Here is a 16022-nt window from a genome sequence, read left to right on the forward strand (position 1 = left end):
ACTCTCTCTAAAAGCGAACAGCTATGATAAAATATAACATAAATAGTAGCAGGAGGAAGGAGGCAGACCGATGAGAGCAAAGATTCCATCAGAAGAAGTAGCAGTAAAGCTGAATGAATGGTACAAGCTCATTCGCGCATTTGAAGCAGATCAAGCAGAAGCGTTAAAGCAGGAGATTGAATACGATTTAGAAGATATGGAAGAGAACCAGGACTTGCTTTTATATTTTTCTTTGATGGAATTCCGGCATCGAATCATGCTTGATAAGCTGATGCCGGTGAAAGACAGCGACACCAAGCCTCCGTTCTCTGATATGCTGAACGAAATTGAAAGCAATCAGCAAAAACTCACGGGCTTACTGGAATACTACTTTTATTATTTCAGAGGAATGTACGAATTCAAGCAGAAAAATTTCATATTAGCGATCGACCATTATAAACATGCCGAGGAAAAGCTCGAGTATGTCGAGGATGAGATCGAAAAAGCTGAGTTTCTTTTTAAAGTCGCAGAAGTGTATTATCACATCAAACAAACATATTTTTCCATGAATTATGCGAGCCAGGCGCTTGATATTTATACGAAATATGAACTGTACGGTCGCCGCCGGGTTCAGTGTGAATTTATCATCGCCGGAAATTTGACCGATGTGTATCATCATGAAAAAGCACTGACCCACTTGTGCAGCGCTTTAGAACATGCCAGGCAGCTTGAAGAAGCGTACATGATCGCCGCTGCCTATTATAATGTCGGACACTGTAAGTACAGTCTGGGTGATTACAAAGAAGCGGAGGGCTATTTCAAAACAGCCGCCGCCATTTTTGAGGAGCACAACTTTCAGCAAGCTGTTCAAGCTGTATTTTCACTGACCCATATCTACTGTAAAGAGGGAAAATACGACAAGGCAGTAGAGGCGTATGACCGCGGGATAAAGAGCGCGGCTGAATGGGAGGATGACATGTACTTGACGAAATTCCGCCTCATTCATGAGCTGTATCTTGGAAGCGGCGACCTGAACGTGCTTACAGAATGCTTTGACCTGCTGGAATCCAGGCAGCTTCTTGCTGACGCCGAAGATCTGCTGCATGATACAGCGGAACGTTTCAATCAGCTGGAACATTACGAGTCAGCCGCTTTCTTTTACCGCAGGCTGATGAATATTAAAAAGAAGCTTGCCGAGCAGCGTTTTCAATAGGAAATGGCAGAGAACTACAGGTTCTCTGCTTTTTTTGTGCTGTTTTCAACTCGGAAAAACAGGGTATTTTCCACTGCATAGTGAGAAACAGAGGAGGATATCAAGTATGTACAAAGATTTAACCGGAAAAACAGCGATTGTGACAGGGTCTTCAAAAGGAATCGGGAAAGCCATTGCGGAACGGTTCGGACAGGAGAAAATGAATGTTGTTGTAAACTACCACAGCGACCCGTCTGGAGCCGATGAAACCCTGGAAATCATTAAGCAGAACGGAGGGAAAGCCGTCGCAGTTGAGGCGGACGTGTCAAAAGAAGAGGGGATTCAGGCGCTCTTGGACACAGCTTTAGAGCATTTCGGCACGCTCGATGTGATGGTAAACAACTCCGGTTTTAACGGCGTTGAGGCGATGCCGCATGAGATGAGTCTTGAAGATTGGCAGAGAGTGATTGATGTCAATGTTACCGGAACCTTTCTGGGAGCGAAAGCAGCACTTAACCACATGATGAAAAACAATATCAAGGGCAATGTGCTGAATATCTCAAGTGTTCATCAGCAGATTCCGCGCCCTGTCAACGTTCAGTATTCCACATCCAAAGGCGGCATCAAGATGATGACGGAAACGCTGGCGCTCAATTATGCGGATAAGGGAATCCGCGTCAATGCGATAGCGCCCGGCACCATTGCCACAGAATCAAATGTTGATACGAAACAGGAAGAGAGCAGGCAAAAACAATTGAAAAAAATCCCGATGAAAGCCTTCGGAAAGCCTGAAGAAGTGGCGGCAGCAGCAGCTTGGCTCGTATCTGAGGAAGCAAGCTATGTGACCGGCACAACACTTTTCGTCGACGGCGGAATGACACTTTATCCATCTCAGCTTGAATAGAATACAAAACAGGGGGATTGCGGGATGAAAACGGACTGGTGGAAGGATGCAGTGGTGTACCAAATTTACCCGCGAAGCTTTCAGGACAGCAATGGAGACGGAATTGGGGATTTGCGGGGGATTATTTCCCGTCTTGACTACATAAAGGAACTGGGGGCAGATGTGATTTGGATTTGCCCGATCTATCCTTCTCCGAATGTTGATTACGGGTATGATGTGACAAACCATAAGGCGATTATGGATTCTTACGGAACAATGGACGATTTTCACGAGCTGCTGGACCAGGTGCATCAGCGGGGATTAAAGCTGGTGATGGACTTTGTGTTAAATCACACCTCGGTCGAGCATCCGTGGTTTAAAGAAGCGGAGCTGGACAAAAACAGCAAATACCGTAGCTATTATTATTGGCGTCCCGGCACAAAGAACGGCCCGCCGACGGACTGGCTCTCAAACTATGGATGCCCGGTCTGGCAATACGAAGAGCACACCGGAGAATACTATCTCCATATGAATGCCGTCAAACAAGCTGATTTAAACTGGGAAAATCCCGAAGTTCGCCGGGCGGTGTATGACATGATGAAATTTTGGCTCGATAAAGGGGTCGACGGTTTGCGAATTGATCAGCTCCATCTCATTTCTAAGAAAGAATATCTTCCTTCGTATGAGGACTATATCAATCAGCAGGCAGAGCCGAAGCCCTTTCAGCCAAATGGCGAACGAATCCATGACTATTTAAAAGAAATGACAGATGAAGTGTTTTCCCAATATGATGTCATGTCTGTCGGAGAGGTCGGCAGTGTCACACCGGAAGAAGGCCTGAAATATACGGGAACAGATAAGCATGAGCTGAATATGATTTTTCACTTTCAGCATATGGAGCTTGATCAGCAGCCCGGAAAAGAACATTGGGATTTGAAGCCCCTTGAGCTTTCTGATTTAAAATCGGTTTTGACAAAATGGCAAAAGAAGCTTGAACATCAAGGCTGGAATACATTGTTTTGGTGCAACCACGACCAGCCCCGGATTGTGTCCAGATTCGGAGACGATGGGGAATACCGCAAAGCATCAGCGAAAATGCTGGCAGCCGTACTTTATTTTATGAAGGGCACGCCGTATATTTATCAGGGAGAAGAAATCGGGATGACAAACGCGCCGTTCACCCGGATTGAAGACTACAAAGATATCCAAACGATCAATATGTATCATAAACGGGTGTTTGAAAAAGGCTATGATCCAAATGATGTGATGAAATCGATCTTAGCCAAAAGCCGGGATCACGCTCGGACCCCGATGCAGTGGAACAGCGGCAAAAATGCCGGATTTACTGACGGCACGCCTTGGCTGAAGGTCAATCCGAACTTCACCGCAATCAATGTGGAGGAAGCGCAGAGAGACCCTGATTCGGTCTTAATCTATTACAAAAAGCTGATCAGCCTGAGAAAGCAGTACGCTGACCTCATGAAAGGAAGCTTTGATCTTTTGCTTCCGGACGATCCGCAGCTGTTTGTATACATGAGAGAAAACAGTAAACAGCAGCTTTTGTCGGTCAATAATTTTTCAAAAGAGCAAGCTGTTTTTCAGTGGCCTAAGAACTGCGGCAAAGCTCAGGCCTCTCTGCTTCTCAGCAATTATAACAACAATGATCTTGCTGACGAAATGGTGTTCCGGCCTTATGAGAGCAGGGTCTATCTTCTGGACAAAACAAACTAATGATTGAAGTAGCCCGGCATTCTTAGCCGGGTTTTTTTAGTACATATATCCGCTCTGCAGGCGGGAAGAATAAATGAAAATGAAATTTATTCTTGCAAAACGTAATGACTTCGGTTTATTATGATATAGGATTACAAAATCGTTACCATTTTGATTTAAAGTTACTGAAAAAGAGGGGATATACGATATGTCTAAAAAATGGAGCGGTTTGTTTGTGATTGCAGCGTGCTTTTTATTAGTTGCAGCATGCGGCAACTCATCAACAAAAGGGTCGGCGGATTCAAAGGGTGATAAACTGCACGTTGTCACAACGTTCTACCCGATGTATGAATTCACAAAACAAATTGTAAAAGACAAAGGCGATGTGGATCTGTTAATCCCATCTTCCGTTGAACCGCATGATTGGGAACCGACGCCGAAAGACATTGCCAACATTCAGGATGCTGATTTGTTCGTTTATAATAGTGAATACATGGAGACATGGGTTCCGTCAGCTGAAAAAAGCATGGGCCAAGGCCATGCCGTTTTCGTTAATGCAAGCAAAGGCATTGATTTAATGGAAGGCTCTGAAGAAGAACACGAAGAGCATGATCATGGGGAGCATGAGCACAGTCATGCAATGGACCCTCACGTATGGCTTAGCCCTGTTCTGGCACAGAAGGAAGTTAAAAATATTACGGCGCAAATCGTGAAGCAGGACCCGGATAACAAAGAATACTATGAGAAAAATAGTAAAGAATATATTGCAAAACTGCAGGATCTTGATAAACTATATCGTACAACCGCAAAAAAAGCGGAGAAAAAAGAATTTATCACGCAGCATACAGCTTTTGGCTATCTGGCAAAAGAATACGGCTTGAAGCAGGTTCCGATTGCAGGGCTTTCACCTGACCAAGAACCGAGCGCAGCCAGCTTGGCAAAGCTGAAAACATATGCCAAAGAACATAATGTAAAAGTTATTTACTTTGAAGAAATTGCATCCTCAAAGGTCGCAGATACGCTCGCCAGTGAAATCGGCGCGAAGACAGAAGTGCTGAATACACTGGAAGGCTTGAGCAAAGAAGAACAGGATAAAGGTTTAGGGTATATCGACATTATGAAACAAAACCTCGATGCCCTGAAAGATTCACTATTGGTTAAATCATAAGATAGTGTGCGCCGGAGGGGTGCACACTATTTCTTTGTGAGAAAGGAAGATTAACATGAATCTCGTCTCATTGAAAGATATCGTTTTCGGCTATTCCCATACGCCTGTTTTAGATAAAGTATCACTTGATATTGAAAGCGGTGAGTTCGTCGGCATCACTGGACCAAACGGCGCCTCTAAATCGACGCTCATAAAGGTAATGCTCGGCATGCTGAAACCGTGGGAAGGCACAGTGACGATCAGTAAAAGGAATACAGAAGGGAAACGCCTGACCATAGGGTACGTCCCGCAGCAAATTTCTTCATTTAATGCCGGATTTCCGAGCACGGTGCTGGAGCTTGTTCAGTCAGGCCGCTATACAAAAGGGAAATGGTTTAAACGTTTAAATGAAGAAGATCATCTTGAAGTAGAAAAAGCATTGAAAATGGTGGAAATGTGGGACCTCCGCCATCGTAAAATCGGTGATTTATCAGGCGGACAGAAACAGAAAATCTGTATCGCCAGAATGCTCGCCAGCAACCCGGATCTGCTGATGCTGGACGAACCGACGACAGCTGTTGATTACGACAGCAGAAAAGGATTTTACGAATTTATGCATCATCTCGTGAAAAATCACAACCGCACAGTTGTGATGGTTACTCACGAACAAAACGAAGTACAGCAATTTTTAGATAAAGTGATTCGATTAGAGAGAGGAGAAAAAGGCGGATGGAAATGTTTGACTTGGAATTCATGCGACGAGCTTTTCTAGCAGGCGGCATGATCGCCGTCATGGCTCCGATACTAGGAGTGTATCTCGTTCTCAGAAGACAGGCCTTAATGGCTGACACACTTTCACATATCTCATTGTCAGGTGTTGCCATCGGCTTTTTTCTCAGCACCAATATAACCGCAGCAAGCATAGTCGTCGTGACCATCGGCGCGATCGGAATTGAATACATGCGGCGGGCGTATCGGACTTATTCAGAAGTGTCCATTGCCATCTTAATGGCAGCTGGTTTGTCCTTCGCGATGTTTTTAATCAGCCTTTCCAAAGGCACAGCCAATATGAGCATCGATCAATACCTATTTGGATCGCTTGTGACAGTAAACCAGCAGCAGGTCTATATTATCAGTATTATCACACTGCTGATCCTGCTTTATTTTATTGTACTGAGAAGGCCGCTCTACCTGCTGACGTTTGATGAAGCAACAGCCAAAACATCGGGAATCAATACAAACGTTCTCTCGTTGTCATTCAGTATTGTCACAGGCCTTGCGATTTCAGTCATTATTCCGATCATCGGGGTCCTTCTTGTATCGGCCCTGCTCGTATTGCCGGCAGCCTTCGCCATCAGAATTGCAAAAGGCTTTAACATGGTTTTCATTACAGCCATACTCATTTCATTATTCAGCGTATTTACGGGACTGACATCATCCTATCAGCTCGGGACGCCGCCAGGTCCGTCTATTACCCTGCTATTGATCGTTTTGCTATTAATCGGATTTGCAGTTCAGGGAGTTTGGACGTTTATCAAAAAAGAAGCTCAGCGCAAAAAAAGAAGCCGATAACATGAAAAGCAGTTTTCCCTAGGGAAAACTGCTTTTTTTATAGAAACAATCCGGCAAGGCGCTCATAAGATTCTTTTTTCGCCTCAAAATCAAACACATTGCACAGAATCATGATTTCATTTGTTTCATAGCGGCCTGTGAGGTCTAACAGCTGTTGTTTGACAGTGCTTGGAGAACCGATCACCATCCGCTTTCTGTTTTCTTCTATGAGTTTTTTATCGGACGCTGTGTAGGGATGGGCTTTCGCTTCCCCGATGCTTGGCACGCGGCTGTCCAAGCCTTTTCCGACGCGAAGAAGCCACAAATCCTGGCTTAATGCGAGTTCTTCTGCCTCTTCATCTGTTTTTGCGCAAATGACAAAAATCGTAAACAGTGCGGATGGATTCGAAAAATGGGCTGAGGGCCGAAAGCTTTCCCGGTAGATGCGGAATGCATTTTCTCCTCGCTCGGGATTAATGAAATGCCCAAATACATATCCAATCCCCTGGTGCGCCGCGCGTCTTGCGCTGTTTTCACCAAGACCGAGCACCCATAGCTCGGGTGCCGTGTCAATAAGGGGCGCCGCTTTGATTCCGGCATACGGATGGTCGGGAGGAAGGGAATCTGTTAGAAAATAAGAGACATCCTGCAGCTGTCTGTTAAATTCGGTTAAGCTTTTTTTCACCCCGTCCGTTAATGCAAGCCTGGTTTTTGTCGTGCCGCCGGGTGAACGGCCGACGCCGAGGTCAATCCGGTTTGGATACAGGGCCTCAAGCTGGCGAAAGGTTTCAGCCACTTTAAATGGGCTGTATTGGGGCAGAAGCACGCCGCCTGATCCGACACGAATGGTGTTTGTCTGTGCTGCGATGCGGGCGATCATGATTTCAGGCGCTGTGCTTGCCAGTCCTTTCGTGCTGTGATGCTCGGCAAACCAATAACGCTTATAGCCCCACTGTTCGCTTAATTGGGCAAGCTCAACCGAATGCTGGAGAGTTGTCACAGGGCTTTCTCCTTTAGAAACAGGTGCCTGATCAAGTATGCTTAAATGAATCAAAAGGCCGCTTCCTTTCTGTCTGTTTTTAGATGGTGACACAAGAATAGGCAAAATGACTTGCCCGCGTCAAATGGTTTGTTTAAGAAGCGCACTTTATAGCATTTGCAAATCATATATCAAATATGGAAGTTTTTTTTCGAGGTTTTTCGTCAATTATTCTTAACTTTTACGAAACTTTGATATAATAACAAACGTATATATTAGTAATTTACGGCTTATTTTCCTTGTGAGCGTAAAAATAAATGTGACTATCTTCACATTTCGATGAGTAGGAGTGAATCGTGTGGCAATTTCTTTAGAAAAAGGTCAACGAATTGATTTAACAAAAGGAAAAGCCGGTCTGTCAAAATTGATGGTCGGTCTCGGCTGGGACCCAGTGTCCTCAGGCGGAGGATTCTTCAGCAAACTGCTTGGCGGAGGCGGTCCGAATATCGACTGTGACGCTTCAGTGCTGATGCTGGAAAACGGAAAATTCACCGATAAGAAAAACCTGATTTATTTCGGCAACCTGAAAAGCCGCTGCGGCGGTGTACAGCATACAGGCGACAACCTGACGGGTGACGGTGCGGGCGATGACGAGCAAATTATGATAGATTTAGATAAAGTGCCTGCAAACATTGATAAGCTTGTATTTGTAGTAAACATTTACGATTGTGTCAGAAGAAAACAAGATTTCGGCATGATTCAAAATGCGTTTATCCGCGTAGTTGATCAATCTAATCACGAGGAAATGCTCAAGTACAATTTGAGAGACAATTACGCCGGCAGAACAAGCCTGATTACAGCAGAAATCTACCGCAGCGGCAGTGAGTGGAAGTTTGCGGCGGTCGGTGAAGGCACAAACGATACGAGATTAGAAGATATTATCAGTCGATACGTATAAAAGAAAAGGAGTGGATGAAACATGACAATTTCATTGGCAAAAGGACAAAAAGTAGATTTAACAAAAACAAATCCGGGTCTTTCAAAGGTTGTTGTCGGTTTAGGCTGGGATACGAACAAGTATGACGGCGGGCACGACTTTGATCTTGACTCAAGTGTGTTTCTGTTAGACGCCGCGGGCAAATGCGCGTCACCAAACGACTTTATTTTCTACAACCAGCTTGAAGGCGGCAACGGTTCAGTCGTTCATTCAGGCGACAACCTGACTGGTGCTGGCGAAGGCGACGATGAGAATGTAAAAGTAAATCTCAGCGCTGTACCGGCAAACATTGATAAAATCTCATTTGTTATTACCATTCACGATGCAGAAGCGCGCAGCCAAAACTTTGGACAAGTATCAAACGCGTTTGTCCGCATCGTAAATGAAGAAACAAATGAAGAGCTCATCCGTTACGATCTTGCAGAAGATTTCTCTATTGAAACGGCAATCATTGCAGGGGAGCTTTACAGACATAACGGCGAGTGGAAATTCTCAGCAATCGGCTCAGGCTACCAAGGCGGCCTTGCCCGCATTGCAACAGACTACGGTTTGCAAGTCGGTTAAGACAAATACGAAGAGCAGAAAGGAGAGAGGCAGTATGGCCATTCAATTATCAAAAGGACAGCGCATTGATTTAACAAAAACAAATCCGGGACTGACTAAAGCGGTGATCGGCTTAGGCTGGGATACAAACAAGTACTCCGGCGGACACGATTTTGACCTGGATGCTTCGGCCTTTTTAGTTGATGCGCATGATAACTGCGTAAATGATCTCGATTTCGTCTTCTATAATAACCTTGAACATCCGAGCGGCGGTGTCATCCATACGGGTGACAACCGCACGGGTGAGGGCGACGGAGATGATGAGCAGATTATCGTTGATTTCTCAAAAATCCCTTCTCACATTGAGAAAATCGGCATCACAGTGACCATTCACGACGCTGAAGCACGCAGCCAAAACTTTGGACAAGTTTCCAATGCATTTGTCCGCGTTGTGGATGAAGAAACGCAGAATGAGCTTCTTCGCTTCGATTTGGGAGAAGACTTCTCCATTGAAACAGCTGTTGTCGTTTGTGAGCTTTACAGACACGGCGGCGAGTGGAAATTCAATGCAATCGGCAGCGGATTTTCCGGCGGGCTGGCTGCATTGTGCCGGAATTACGGTTTGCAAGTGTAAGCGAGTGACAAATAGAGAAGTCACCGTTTCAAATTATAGGAGGAAAAAACTTGGACTTTTTACATCATATTTTGTCTACGTATGCTTCATTTTTCGATTGGAAAATGTGGGGGGAAGTTCTGACTGATCCTGTTTCCTGGGGTTTGATCGGTTCCCTTGTTGTTCTGGAAGGCCTTTTATCGGCCGATAACGCGCTTGTTCTTGCGGTCATGGTTAAACACCTGCCGGAAAAACAGCGGAAAAAAGCGTTAACGTATGGTTTGTTTGGAGCTTATATTTTCAGGTTTATTTTCATCGGGCTCGGTATGCTTCTCATTAAATTCTGGTGGATCAAGGTGCTTGGCGCGCTTTACCTGGCTTGGCTCGTCATTAAGCACTTCTGGATAGGCGAAAAAGAAGAGGAAGCGGACGGCATGAAGAAAAACTCTTGGATGGTCCGCACGTTCGGGATCTTCTGGGCGACTGTCATTTCAGTAGAATTAATGGATCTTGCCTTCTCTGTGGACAGCATCCTGGCCGCGTTTGCAGTATCTGAAAAAGTATGGGTGCTTCTGATTGGCGGTATGCTTGGTATTTTAATGATGCGTACAGTGGCAAAAGTGTTCCTTGTGCTGATTGATAAAATTCCTGAGCTGGAAAACACAGCATTCGTCTTAATCGGCATTATCGCGCTGAAAATGGCGGGGAGCGCTTTCCATTACGAAATGCCGCACTCTGTATTCTTCATTATCATTATCGCTGCATTTGCGGTAACATTGATCATTCACTACATCAATAAACAAAAGCAGGTGCGCGAACAAACAGCCGCTTCAAAAGAAGAATAAAACAAAACAAGGAGGGAGGTTCAATGTCCTTCCTTTTTTGTTACCGAAATATCGTTTCAATGACAAACCGGAAAGGAGGATATGATGAGACAAGAAGAACTAACCATTCATAAAGCACTTCCGGCTGATGGCGATTGGAAAAGCCTGCTGTTTCAGCCATTGCCGGAGCGGGATCACTATGAAACTGCACAAGGCCTTTCTTTTTCTCGTCTTGCCGGTCAGATATTGGGCACGCCTATTGATGAGACGGACTACTATAACGAGCTGTATGAGCTGTCTGTAAACGACCGCATAACGATTTTGAGTGAAACGCTTGATAAAACAATCGAACCGGAAACATTTCAAAAGCTTCAGCATATTCATTCCATCAATCAGAAAGAAAAAGGGCTGTCAGTCAGCCGCTTTGTTGCCTTTCTGGACGGGGAAAAGCTGATTGCGAAGCACTCAAATCCCTTGATGCACCGCCATTTAAGAAAAGCGTTGATGACGCTTTTACATACCTTTGCGGACAGTCATGAAAAGGGGCTGAATCATCCTGATTTTCGCAGAGTGCTGCTTGATGTCTCGAAGTTTTCCTTAAACCATCTGAACCCTTGGCTGGAAAAAACCGATATAGAGCGGGAGATGCCGAAGGTTGTTTGGTATGGAGATGCGACGAAAAGCCAGCTCTATTTCTTATATTATCTGATGCTAGTCGGCTGTGATGTACTACTGTTCCATCCGGCGGGAACCGATCAGCTGGCGCTTGTCGACCCGAAGCAGGATCTCAGTTTTACGGAAAAGCTCCCGGATGTTTCGGAGCTTCAGCCGTTTCCGAAAGAAAAACCAGACCGGAAATCAACAGTGGCTTACCGCTCAACAAAGGAAATTGAACATGTGCTGAATCACGAGGAATCCATGCTGTATAAGCCGTGGCAGTTCAGAGATCACACACCGGTGTCCGTTACGCTGAAAACGACCTATGATGAATTGTTTTTAATCACGAAAGAACGCGCCTTTATTCGGCCGAATTTCAAAGCAGATAAAAATTCCATTGAGATTCCGAATGTATTCGCCAAAATTATGGGCGTGTCGAAAGACAATAAGGAATATTGGAACAGGCTTCATACTCTAGCGGATTATCAGGAAACAGAAATGGTAAGAAGCTTTCCATTTACAGAAGAAATAAAGTCGAACTATCAATTTCACTACAGCCACGCACTTGATCAAGAAGGGAACATTGATCCGGACAAGCTGATGGCAAGCAATGTGTGGCAGTACAAACAGCTGCCGGCAGGCGTTCAGACTGCCATTGCCAAAACGATTTCGAGAATGTGCAGGCACCCGCGGCTTAAGGCTTTGCATCAGGAACAAGTCAAGGATGTTCAAATCTATTTGTTTAAACAAACAACAAACCTGCCTGCTAATCTGCTGAAATTGATTCAAATGTTCGACTATGCGCAAACCGTTCCGAAACTTGTTTTATATCATACGGAAATGAGCGGCGGACTCACGCGTTCGGATGCTGCCGCCCTGCTGTTCCTGAATGAAATCGGAATCGATATCATCATTTATAATCCGCCCGGACACCAAGATATTGAGCAGTTTATTGAAGAGGATCAGTATGATATCCACTGGCTGGATGACATGGTGTTTCAGCAGGACTACAAAGAGCCTTCGCTTGTGAAAAGGCTCTTCAGAACCATTACCCAAAAATAAGGAGAGAAGAAAAGCATGACAACAGAAAATCAAAATCCGCTTGTTCTCGATAAAAATGAAGAGATTTCCCAGCAAAAAGCTGACGATATCCGTCTTCAGCTCCGTCAGGAACCAGAAGTGAAGCGGCTTGCTCAACAAATTGACGTCAAAAACCAAATGGAGCTGCTTGAGTACGGCAAGGAGCCGGCCGTTGAAATATCCAAGTTCTCTGACCGCATCTTAGGGATGATGAAAACAACAAGCGTGACAGACTCCGGCACAATGCTGACTCAGCTTGGGAAAATCATGGACCGCTTCGACAAAAATGATTTTGATGAGCCAAAGGGATTAATGGCGAAGATTTTCAAACGCGGCGGCAGCATGATTGAAAAAATCTTTAAAAAGTATCAGACACTTGGCGGAGAGATTGAAAAAATCCACGTTGAGATTTCTAAATACAAAGATGAGATGACGAAGACGAACTACACGCTCGATGAAATGTATGAAAACAATATCAAATACTATATGGAGCTTGAAAAATATGTCGTTGCCGGGCAGATGAAACTGGAAGAGATGCAGTCGATCCTTCCTTCATATGAGGAAAAAGCGGCAAGCGGGAACCAGCTGGCGCAAATGCAGCTCGATACGTTGCGCAACGGCATTCAGGCGCTTGAGGAACGGGTGTATGATCTGGACATGGCACGGATGGTGGCGCTTCAAACTGCACCTCAAATCCGTCTCCTGCAGCGAGGAAATGCAAAGCTGATCGGGAAAATCAACTCCGCGTTTATCATTACCATTCCGATTTTCAAAAACGGCATTATTCAGGCTGTTACGGTAAAGCGGCAAAAGCTTGTGGCTGATTCCATGAGCGAGCTTGACCGCCGGACAAACGAGATGCTGAAACGAAATGCTGAAAACATCTCGAGCCAAAGTGTTGAAATTGCCAGAATGGCCGGCAGGCCGAGCATAGATATTGAAACGATCGAATCGTCTTGGAACACGATTGTCAGCGGCATGCAGGAAACAAAACAAATCGAAGAAGAAAACAAACGCCTCCGCGAAGACGGCGCGAGACGAATTGCACAGCTTCAGGATAATATTAAAAAAGCAGCATTGCAGCAATAATAAAAACCCCGCTTGTGGAACATAAGCGGGGTATTTCAATTACATCATTTAGTTAATGACAATGTGTAAAGACAGGTGTAAACTTAAACGGTAATCATTTTGCATATCAGAGGTGTTGGCAATGGGAAAACAACAGCCTATATCCCAGCGTAAACTGCTGGGCGTCGCCGGTTTGGGGTGGCTGTTTGATGCAATGGATGTCGGAATATTATCGTTTATTATCGCCGCGCTCCATGTAGAGTGGAATCTGTCGCCCGAAGAAATGAAATGGATCGGAAGCGTCAATTCCATCGGCATGGCTGCGGGTGCGTTTTTGTTTGGTTTGCTTGCTGATCGAATCGGCCGCAAAAAAGTGTTTATCATCACCCTTTTATGCTTTTCCATCGGAAGCGGCATTTCCGCTTTTGTGACAAGTTTATCGGCATTTCTAATCCTTCGTTTCGTGATTGGTATGGGACTTGGCGGCGAGCTTCCAGTCGCTTCAACACTCGTTTCGGAAGCGGTTGTGCCTGAAAAGCGGGGCAGAGTGATTGTGCTTTTGGAAAGCTTTTGGGCCGTGGGCTGGCTCGCAGCGGCCTTGATTTCTTACTTTGTGATACCAAGCTTCGGCTGGCAGGCTGCACTTCTGTTAACTGCGCTGACTGCTTTTTATGCGCTGTACCTGCGGACGAGTCTGCCTGATTCGCCGAAATATGAATCGCTTTCTGCCAAAAAGAGGTCGGTGTGGGAGAATGTAAAAAGCGTCTGGGCAAGACAGTATATACGGCCGACCGTGATGCTGTCGCTCGTTTGGTTCTGTGTGGTGTTTTCTTATTACGGCATGTTCCTATGGCTCCCGAGTGTCATGCTGCTGAAAGGCTTCAGCATGATTCAAAGCTTTGAATATGTCCTGCTGATGACGCTTGCTCAGCTACCTGGCTATTTCTCTGCCGCATGGCTGATTGAAAAAGCGGGCCGGAAGTGGATACTTGTCATTTACTTGATTGGCACAGCAGGAAGCGCCTATTTCTTCGGAACAGCGGATTCCTTAAGTCTTCTGCTTACGGCTGGCATGCTGTTATCGTTTTTCAATCTCGGTGCGTGGGGCGTGCTGTATGCTTATACCCCGGAGCAATACCCGACTGCGATTCGGGCAACAGGTTCAGGAACGACAGCAGCGTTTGGAAGAATCGGCGGCATCTTCGGGCCTTTGCTCGTCGGAACTCTGGCAGCCCGTCATATTTCGTTTTCGGTCATCTTTTCAATCTTTTGCATTGCAATCTTACTCGCGGTTGCTTGTATTTTGATTATGGGGAAAGAAACGAAACAAACTGAGCTAGAATAGGAAAAGCACCTCTTAAAAGAGGTGCTTTCAGCGTGTCGACAAACCCTCGCATTCGTTGTCAGGACTGCGCTTCGGTGCTCAATGCGAAGTGGATCAACGGCTAAATTCTCAGGCGTCCTGCCTAAACGCCGTCGTCATCACATCCTGTGAATGTCCGCTCCTATGCTCGTCCTTCCTAGACTTCAAGGGTTTTCAATCACGCTGAAAAGATTTTGTCAACAATCTGAGGCACCTCTTGAATGAGGTGCTTTTTTACAATTGCGCCCGGGCTGTGGATTGGCGTTTCCCGGTTTTACTGATTGTCTGGTAGAGCGTCATAGAAAGTATGAACAGAATGGCAGTAAATCCTGTGACAGCTCCGAAATGCTGTGTGCTTTGATATAAAAAACCTGCAATACTTGTACCGACAGTGGTTCCGGCATACATAGCGGCATTGGAAAGGGAAGCGATGGTTCCTCGCGCATTTGGTGCAATGGATTGAAAGACACCCATCATTAACGGAAAGATGATGCCAGCTGTAAAGAACGTGAGAAAAAAGCCGGCTTCTACTAAAAACAAGTTTGGAAAGAACGGAAGAGCGAAATAGAGAGCGCCCATTAGCAGCATCCCGCTGATCAGTGTTTTAAACATGCCCAGCTTTTCTGAAACCCGGCTGCCGATAAGGCTCCCGAGCATATTTCCCAGTCCGAGTACAAGCATAGCTGCGCCAATTTGTGACACGGTTAAATGATAATCCGCGGAAAGCCAAGTACCCAGAAAGCTGAACGATGCGAAGTTTCCGGTTTGAAACAGAAAATAGGCAAGCAGAATGACCGATGTTTTCGGCAATGAAAAAAGCTCCCGATAGGGGTTGACAATTGATGGGCGCGCCAATGGTTCAGAAGGCCGGATGCCAGGCATGACCGCCGCCAGGATCAATAGAAGAATAAGCGAGCACGCTGACAAAACGAAAAATGGCGTATGCCATGTAAAGGAAGCGAGAAACCCTCCAATAGGAAGTCCGAGCATTTGTGAAGCGGCCAAACCTGCTGTCGCAATCCCCATGCCTTTTATGATCTGAGAAGGCTGGACAATGACTGGGATGGACGCCCAAATTTGAGGCGTCACAAACGCAGCGCTAACGCCTGCGGCAAAACGGAACAGGCACATGGCGGCAAAAGAGGGAGCGATGCCGCATAAAAATGTGGATACGATAAAGCCTGCAAGTCCCCACAGCATGACTGTTTTCCTGTTCAGCCGGTCTGAGATTGGGCCTGCAATGAAAGCGAAGAGTGCATAACCGAGTGCATAAGCACTGACCATCCAGCCTGACAAATCAGTAGAGACATGAAACTGATCCTGTAAAAGGGGGAGAAGCGGCGAAAGCAAAAAGGTATCCGTGCCAATGACAAACATGACACTGAAGAAAAGCCAAATGCGATTCAAATTTTATCACTCCTATTGTTTTATAACTT

Annotated in this window: 15 protein-coding genes; 13 read left to right on the top strand and 2 right to left on the bottom strand. The window is 45.6% G+C overall.

The window, feature by feature from the left end; translation table 11 throughout:
- Nucleotides 1-70: 70 nt before the first annotated feature.
- The 6 genes from rapJ (at nt 71) to znuB (ending at nt 6483) form a co-directional block, all read left to right on the top strand.
- Entirely contained in the window at nt 71-1192 is a 1122-nt protein-coding gene (rapJ, locus tag MKX71_RS01635; RefSeq protein ID WP_003246478.1) for a response regulator aspartate phosphatase RapJ, read from the top strand.
- A gap of 106 nt (nt 1193-1298) precedes the next feature.
- Nucleotides 1299-2075, top strand: coding sequence for an SDR family oxidoreductase (locus MKX71_RS01640; RefSeq protein WP_213385877.1), 777 nt, complete (start codon nt 1299-1301; stop codon nt 2073-2075).
- A gap of 24 nt (nt 2076-2099) precedes the next feature.
- Nucleotides 2100-3785 carry an alpha-glucosidase gene (locus tag MKX71_RS01645; protein WP_339231664.1) on the top strand — a complete coding sequence of 562 codons (1686 nt, stop codon included), beginning with the start codon at nt 2100-2102 and terminating at the stop codon, nt 3783-3785.
- Between the two features lie 187 nt (nt 3786-3972).
- Nucleotides 3973-4932 (top strand): metal ABC transporter substrate-binding protein, encoded by a 960-nt coding sequence (locus MKX71_RS01650; protein ID WP_086343416.1) that lies wholly within the window; start codon nt 3973-3975, stop codon nt 4930-4932.
- 55 nt (nt 4933-4987) lie between these two features.
- Nucleotides 4988-5683, top strand: a complete 696-nt coding sequence (gene znuC / locus MKX71_RS01655; RefSeq protein WP_003234730.1) for a zinc ABC transporter ATP-binding protein ZnuC — start codon at nt 4988-4990, stop codon at nt 5681-5683.
- Nucleotides 5641-6483, top strand: coding sequence for a zinc ABC transporter permease ZnuB (gene znuB, locus MKX71_RS01660; RefSeq protein ID WP_003246340.1), 843 nt, complete (start codon nt 5641-5643; stop codon nt 6481-6483). Before znuC ends, znuB begins: the two co-directional genes overlap by 43 nt.
- A gap of 37 nt (nt 6484-6520) precedes the next feature.
- Here znuB and MKX71_RS01665 read toward each other — a convergent pair whose 3' ends face one another.
- Nucleotides 6521-7516 (bottom strand): LLM class flavin-dependent oxidoreductase, encoded by a 996-nt coding sequence (locus MKX71_RS01665; RefSeq protein ID WP_339231665.1) that lies wholly within the window; start codon nt 7514-7516, stop codon nt 6521-6523.
- 283 nt (nt 7517-7799) lie between these two features.
- Here MKX71_RS01665 and MKX71_RS01670 point away from each other — a divergent pair, with 283 nt between their 5' ends.
- The 7 genes from MKX71_RS01670 to niaP all read left to right on the top strand — a co-directional run bounded on the left by MKX71_RS01670 (nt 7800) and on the right by niaP (nt 14568).
- Entirely contained in the window at nt 7800-8399 is a 600-nt protein-coding gene (locus MKX71_RS01670; protein ID WP_029317217.1) for a TerD family protein, read from the top strand.
- A gap of 21 nt (nt 8400-8420) precedes the next feature.
- Nucleotides 8421-9002, top strand: a complete 582-nt coding sequence (locus tag MKX71_RS01675) for a TerD family protein (protein ID WP_003234723.1) — start codon at nt 8421-8423, stop codon at nt 9000-9002.
- A gap of 34 nt (nt 9003-9036) precedes the next feature.
- Nucleotides 9037-9615: a TerD family protein gene (locus tag MKX71_RS01680; RefSeq protein WP_339231667.1), complete on the top strand. Its 579-nt coding sequence runs from the start codon at nt 9037-9039 to the stop codon at nt 9613-9615.
- Nucleotides 9616-9665: 50 nt separating this feature from the next.
- Entirely contained in the window at nt 9666-10439 is a 774-nt protein-coding gene (locus MKX71_RS01685) for a TerC family protein (RefSeq protein ID WP_003246458.1), read from the top strand.
- Nucleotides 10440-10523: 84 nt separating this feature from the next.
- Complete coding sequence (locus MKX71_RS01690; RefSeq protein ID WP_213380069.1) at nt 10524-12137, top strand: YceG family protein; 1614 nt, start codon at nt 10524-10526, stop codon at nt 12135-12137.
- A gap of 15 nt (nt 12138-12152) precedes the next feature.
- On the top strand, nt 12153-13244 hold the full coding sequence (locus MKX71_RS01695) for a toxic anion resistance protein (RefSeq protein ID WP_003234715.1): 1092 nt from the start codon (nt 12153-12155) through the stop codon (nt 13242-13244).
- 121 nt (nt 13245-13365) lie between these two features.
- Nucleotides 13366-14568 carry a niacin permease NiaP gene (gene niaP / locus MKX71_RS01700; protein WP_029317214.1) on the top strand — a complete coding sequence of 401 codons (1203 nt, stop codon included), beginning with the start codon at nt 13366-13368 and terminating at the stop codon, nt 14566-14568.
- 252 nt (nt 14569-14820) lie between these two features.
- On the opposite strand, the gene MKX71_RS01705 is transcribed toward niaP, so the two are convergent.
- Complete coding sequence (locus tag MKX71_RS01705; protein WP_003246304.1) at nt 14821-15993, bottom strand: MFS transporter; 1173 nt, start codon at nt 15991-15993, stop codon at nt 14821-14823.
- Nucleotides 15994-16022 lie beyond the last annotated feature (29 nt).

The organism is Bacillus sp. FSL M8-0071 (assembly GCF_037975455.1).
Lineage (GTDB): Bacteria > Bacillota > Bacilli > Bacillales > Bacillaceae > Bacillus > Bacillus subtilis.

Coding starts and splice junctions, on each gene's coding strand:
- rapJ (WP_003246478.1), top strand. CDS start 71: ATGAGAGCAAAGATTCCATCAGAAGAAGTAGCAGTAAAGCTGAATGAA.
- MKX71_RS01640 (WP_213385877.1), top strand. CDS start 1,299: ATGTACAAAGATTTAACCGGAAAAACAGCGATTGTGACAGGGTCTTCA.
- MKX71_RS01645 (WP_339231664.1), top strand. CDS start 2,100: ATGAAAACGGACTGGTGGAAGGATGCAGTGGTGTACCAAATTTACCCG.
- MKX71_RS01650 (WP_086343416.1), top strand. CDS start 3,973: ATGTCTAAAAAATGGAGCGGTTTGTTTGTGATTGCAGCGTGCTTTTTA.
- znuC (WP_003234730.1), top strand. CDS start 4,988: ATGAATCTCGTCTCATTGAAAGATATCGTTTTCGGCTATTCCCATACG.
- znuB (WP_003246340.1), top strand. CDS start 5,641: ATGGAAATGTTTGACTTGGAATTCATGCGACGAGCTTTTCTAGCAGGC.
- MKX71_RS01675 (WP_003234723.1), top strand. CDS start 8,421: ATGACAATTTCATTGGCAAAAGGACAAAAAGTAGATTTAACAAAAACA.
- MKX71_RS01680 (WP_339231667.1), top strand. CDS start 9,037: ATGGCCATTCAATTATCAAAAGGACAGCGCATTGATTTAACAAAAACA.
- MKX71_RS01690 (WP_213380069.1), top strand. CDS start 10,524: ATGAGACAAGAAGAACTAACCATTCATAAAGCACTTCCGGCTGATGGC.
- MKX71_RS01695 (WP_003234715.1), top strand. CDS start 12,153: ATGACAACAGAAAATCAAAATCCGCTTGTTCTCGATAAAAATGAAGAG.
- niaP (WP_029317214.1), top strand. CDS start 13,366: ATGGGAAAACAACAGCCTATATCCCAGCGTAAACTGCTGGGCGTCGCC.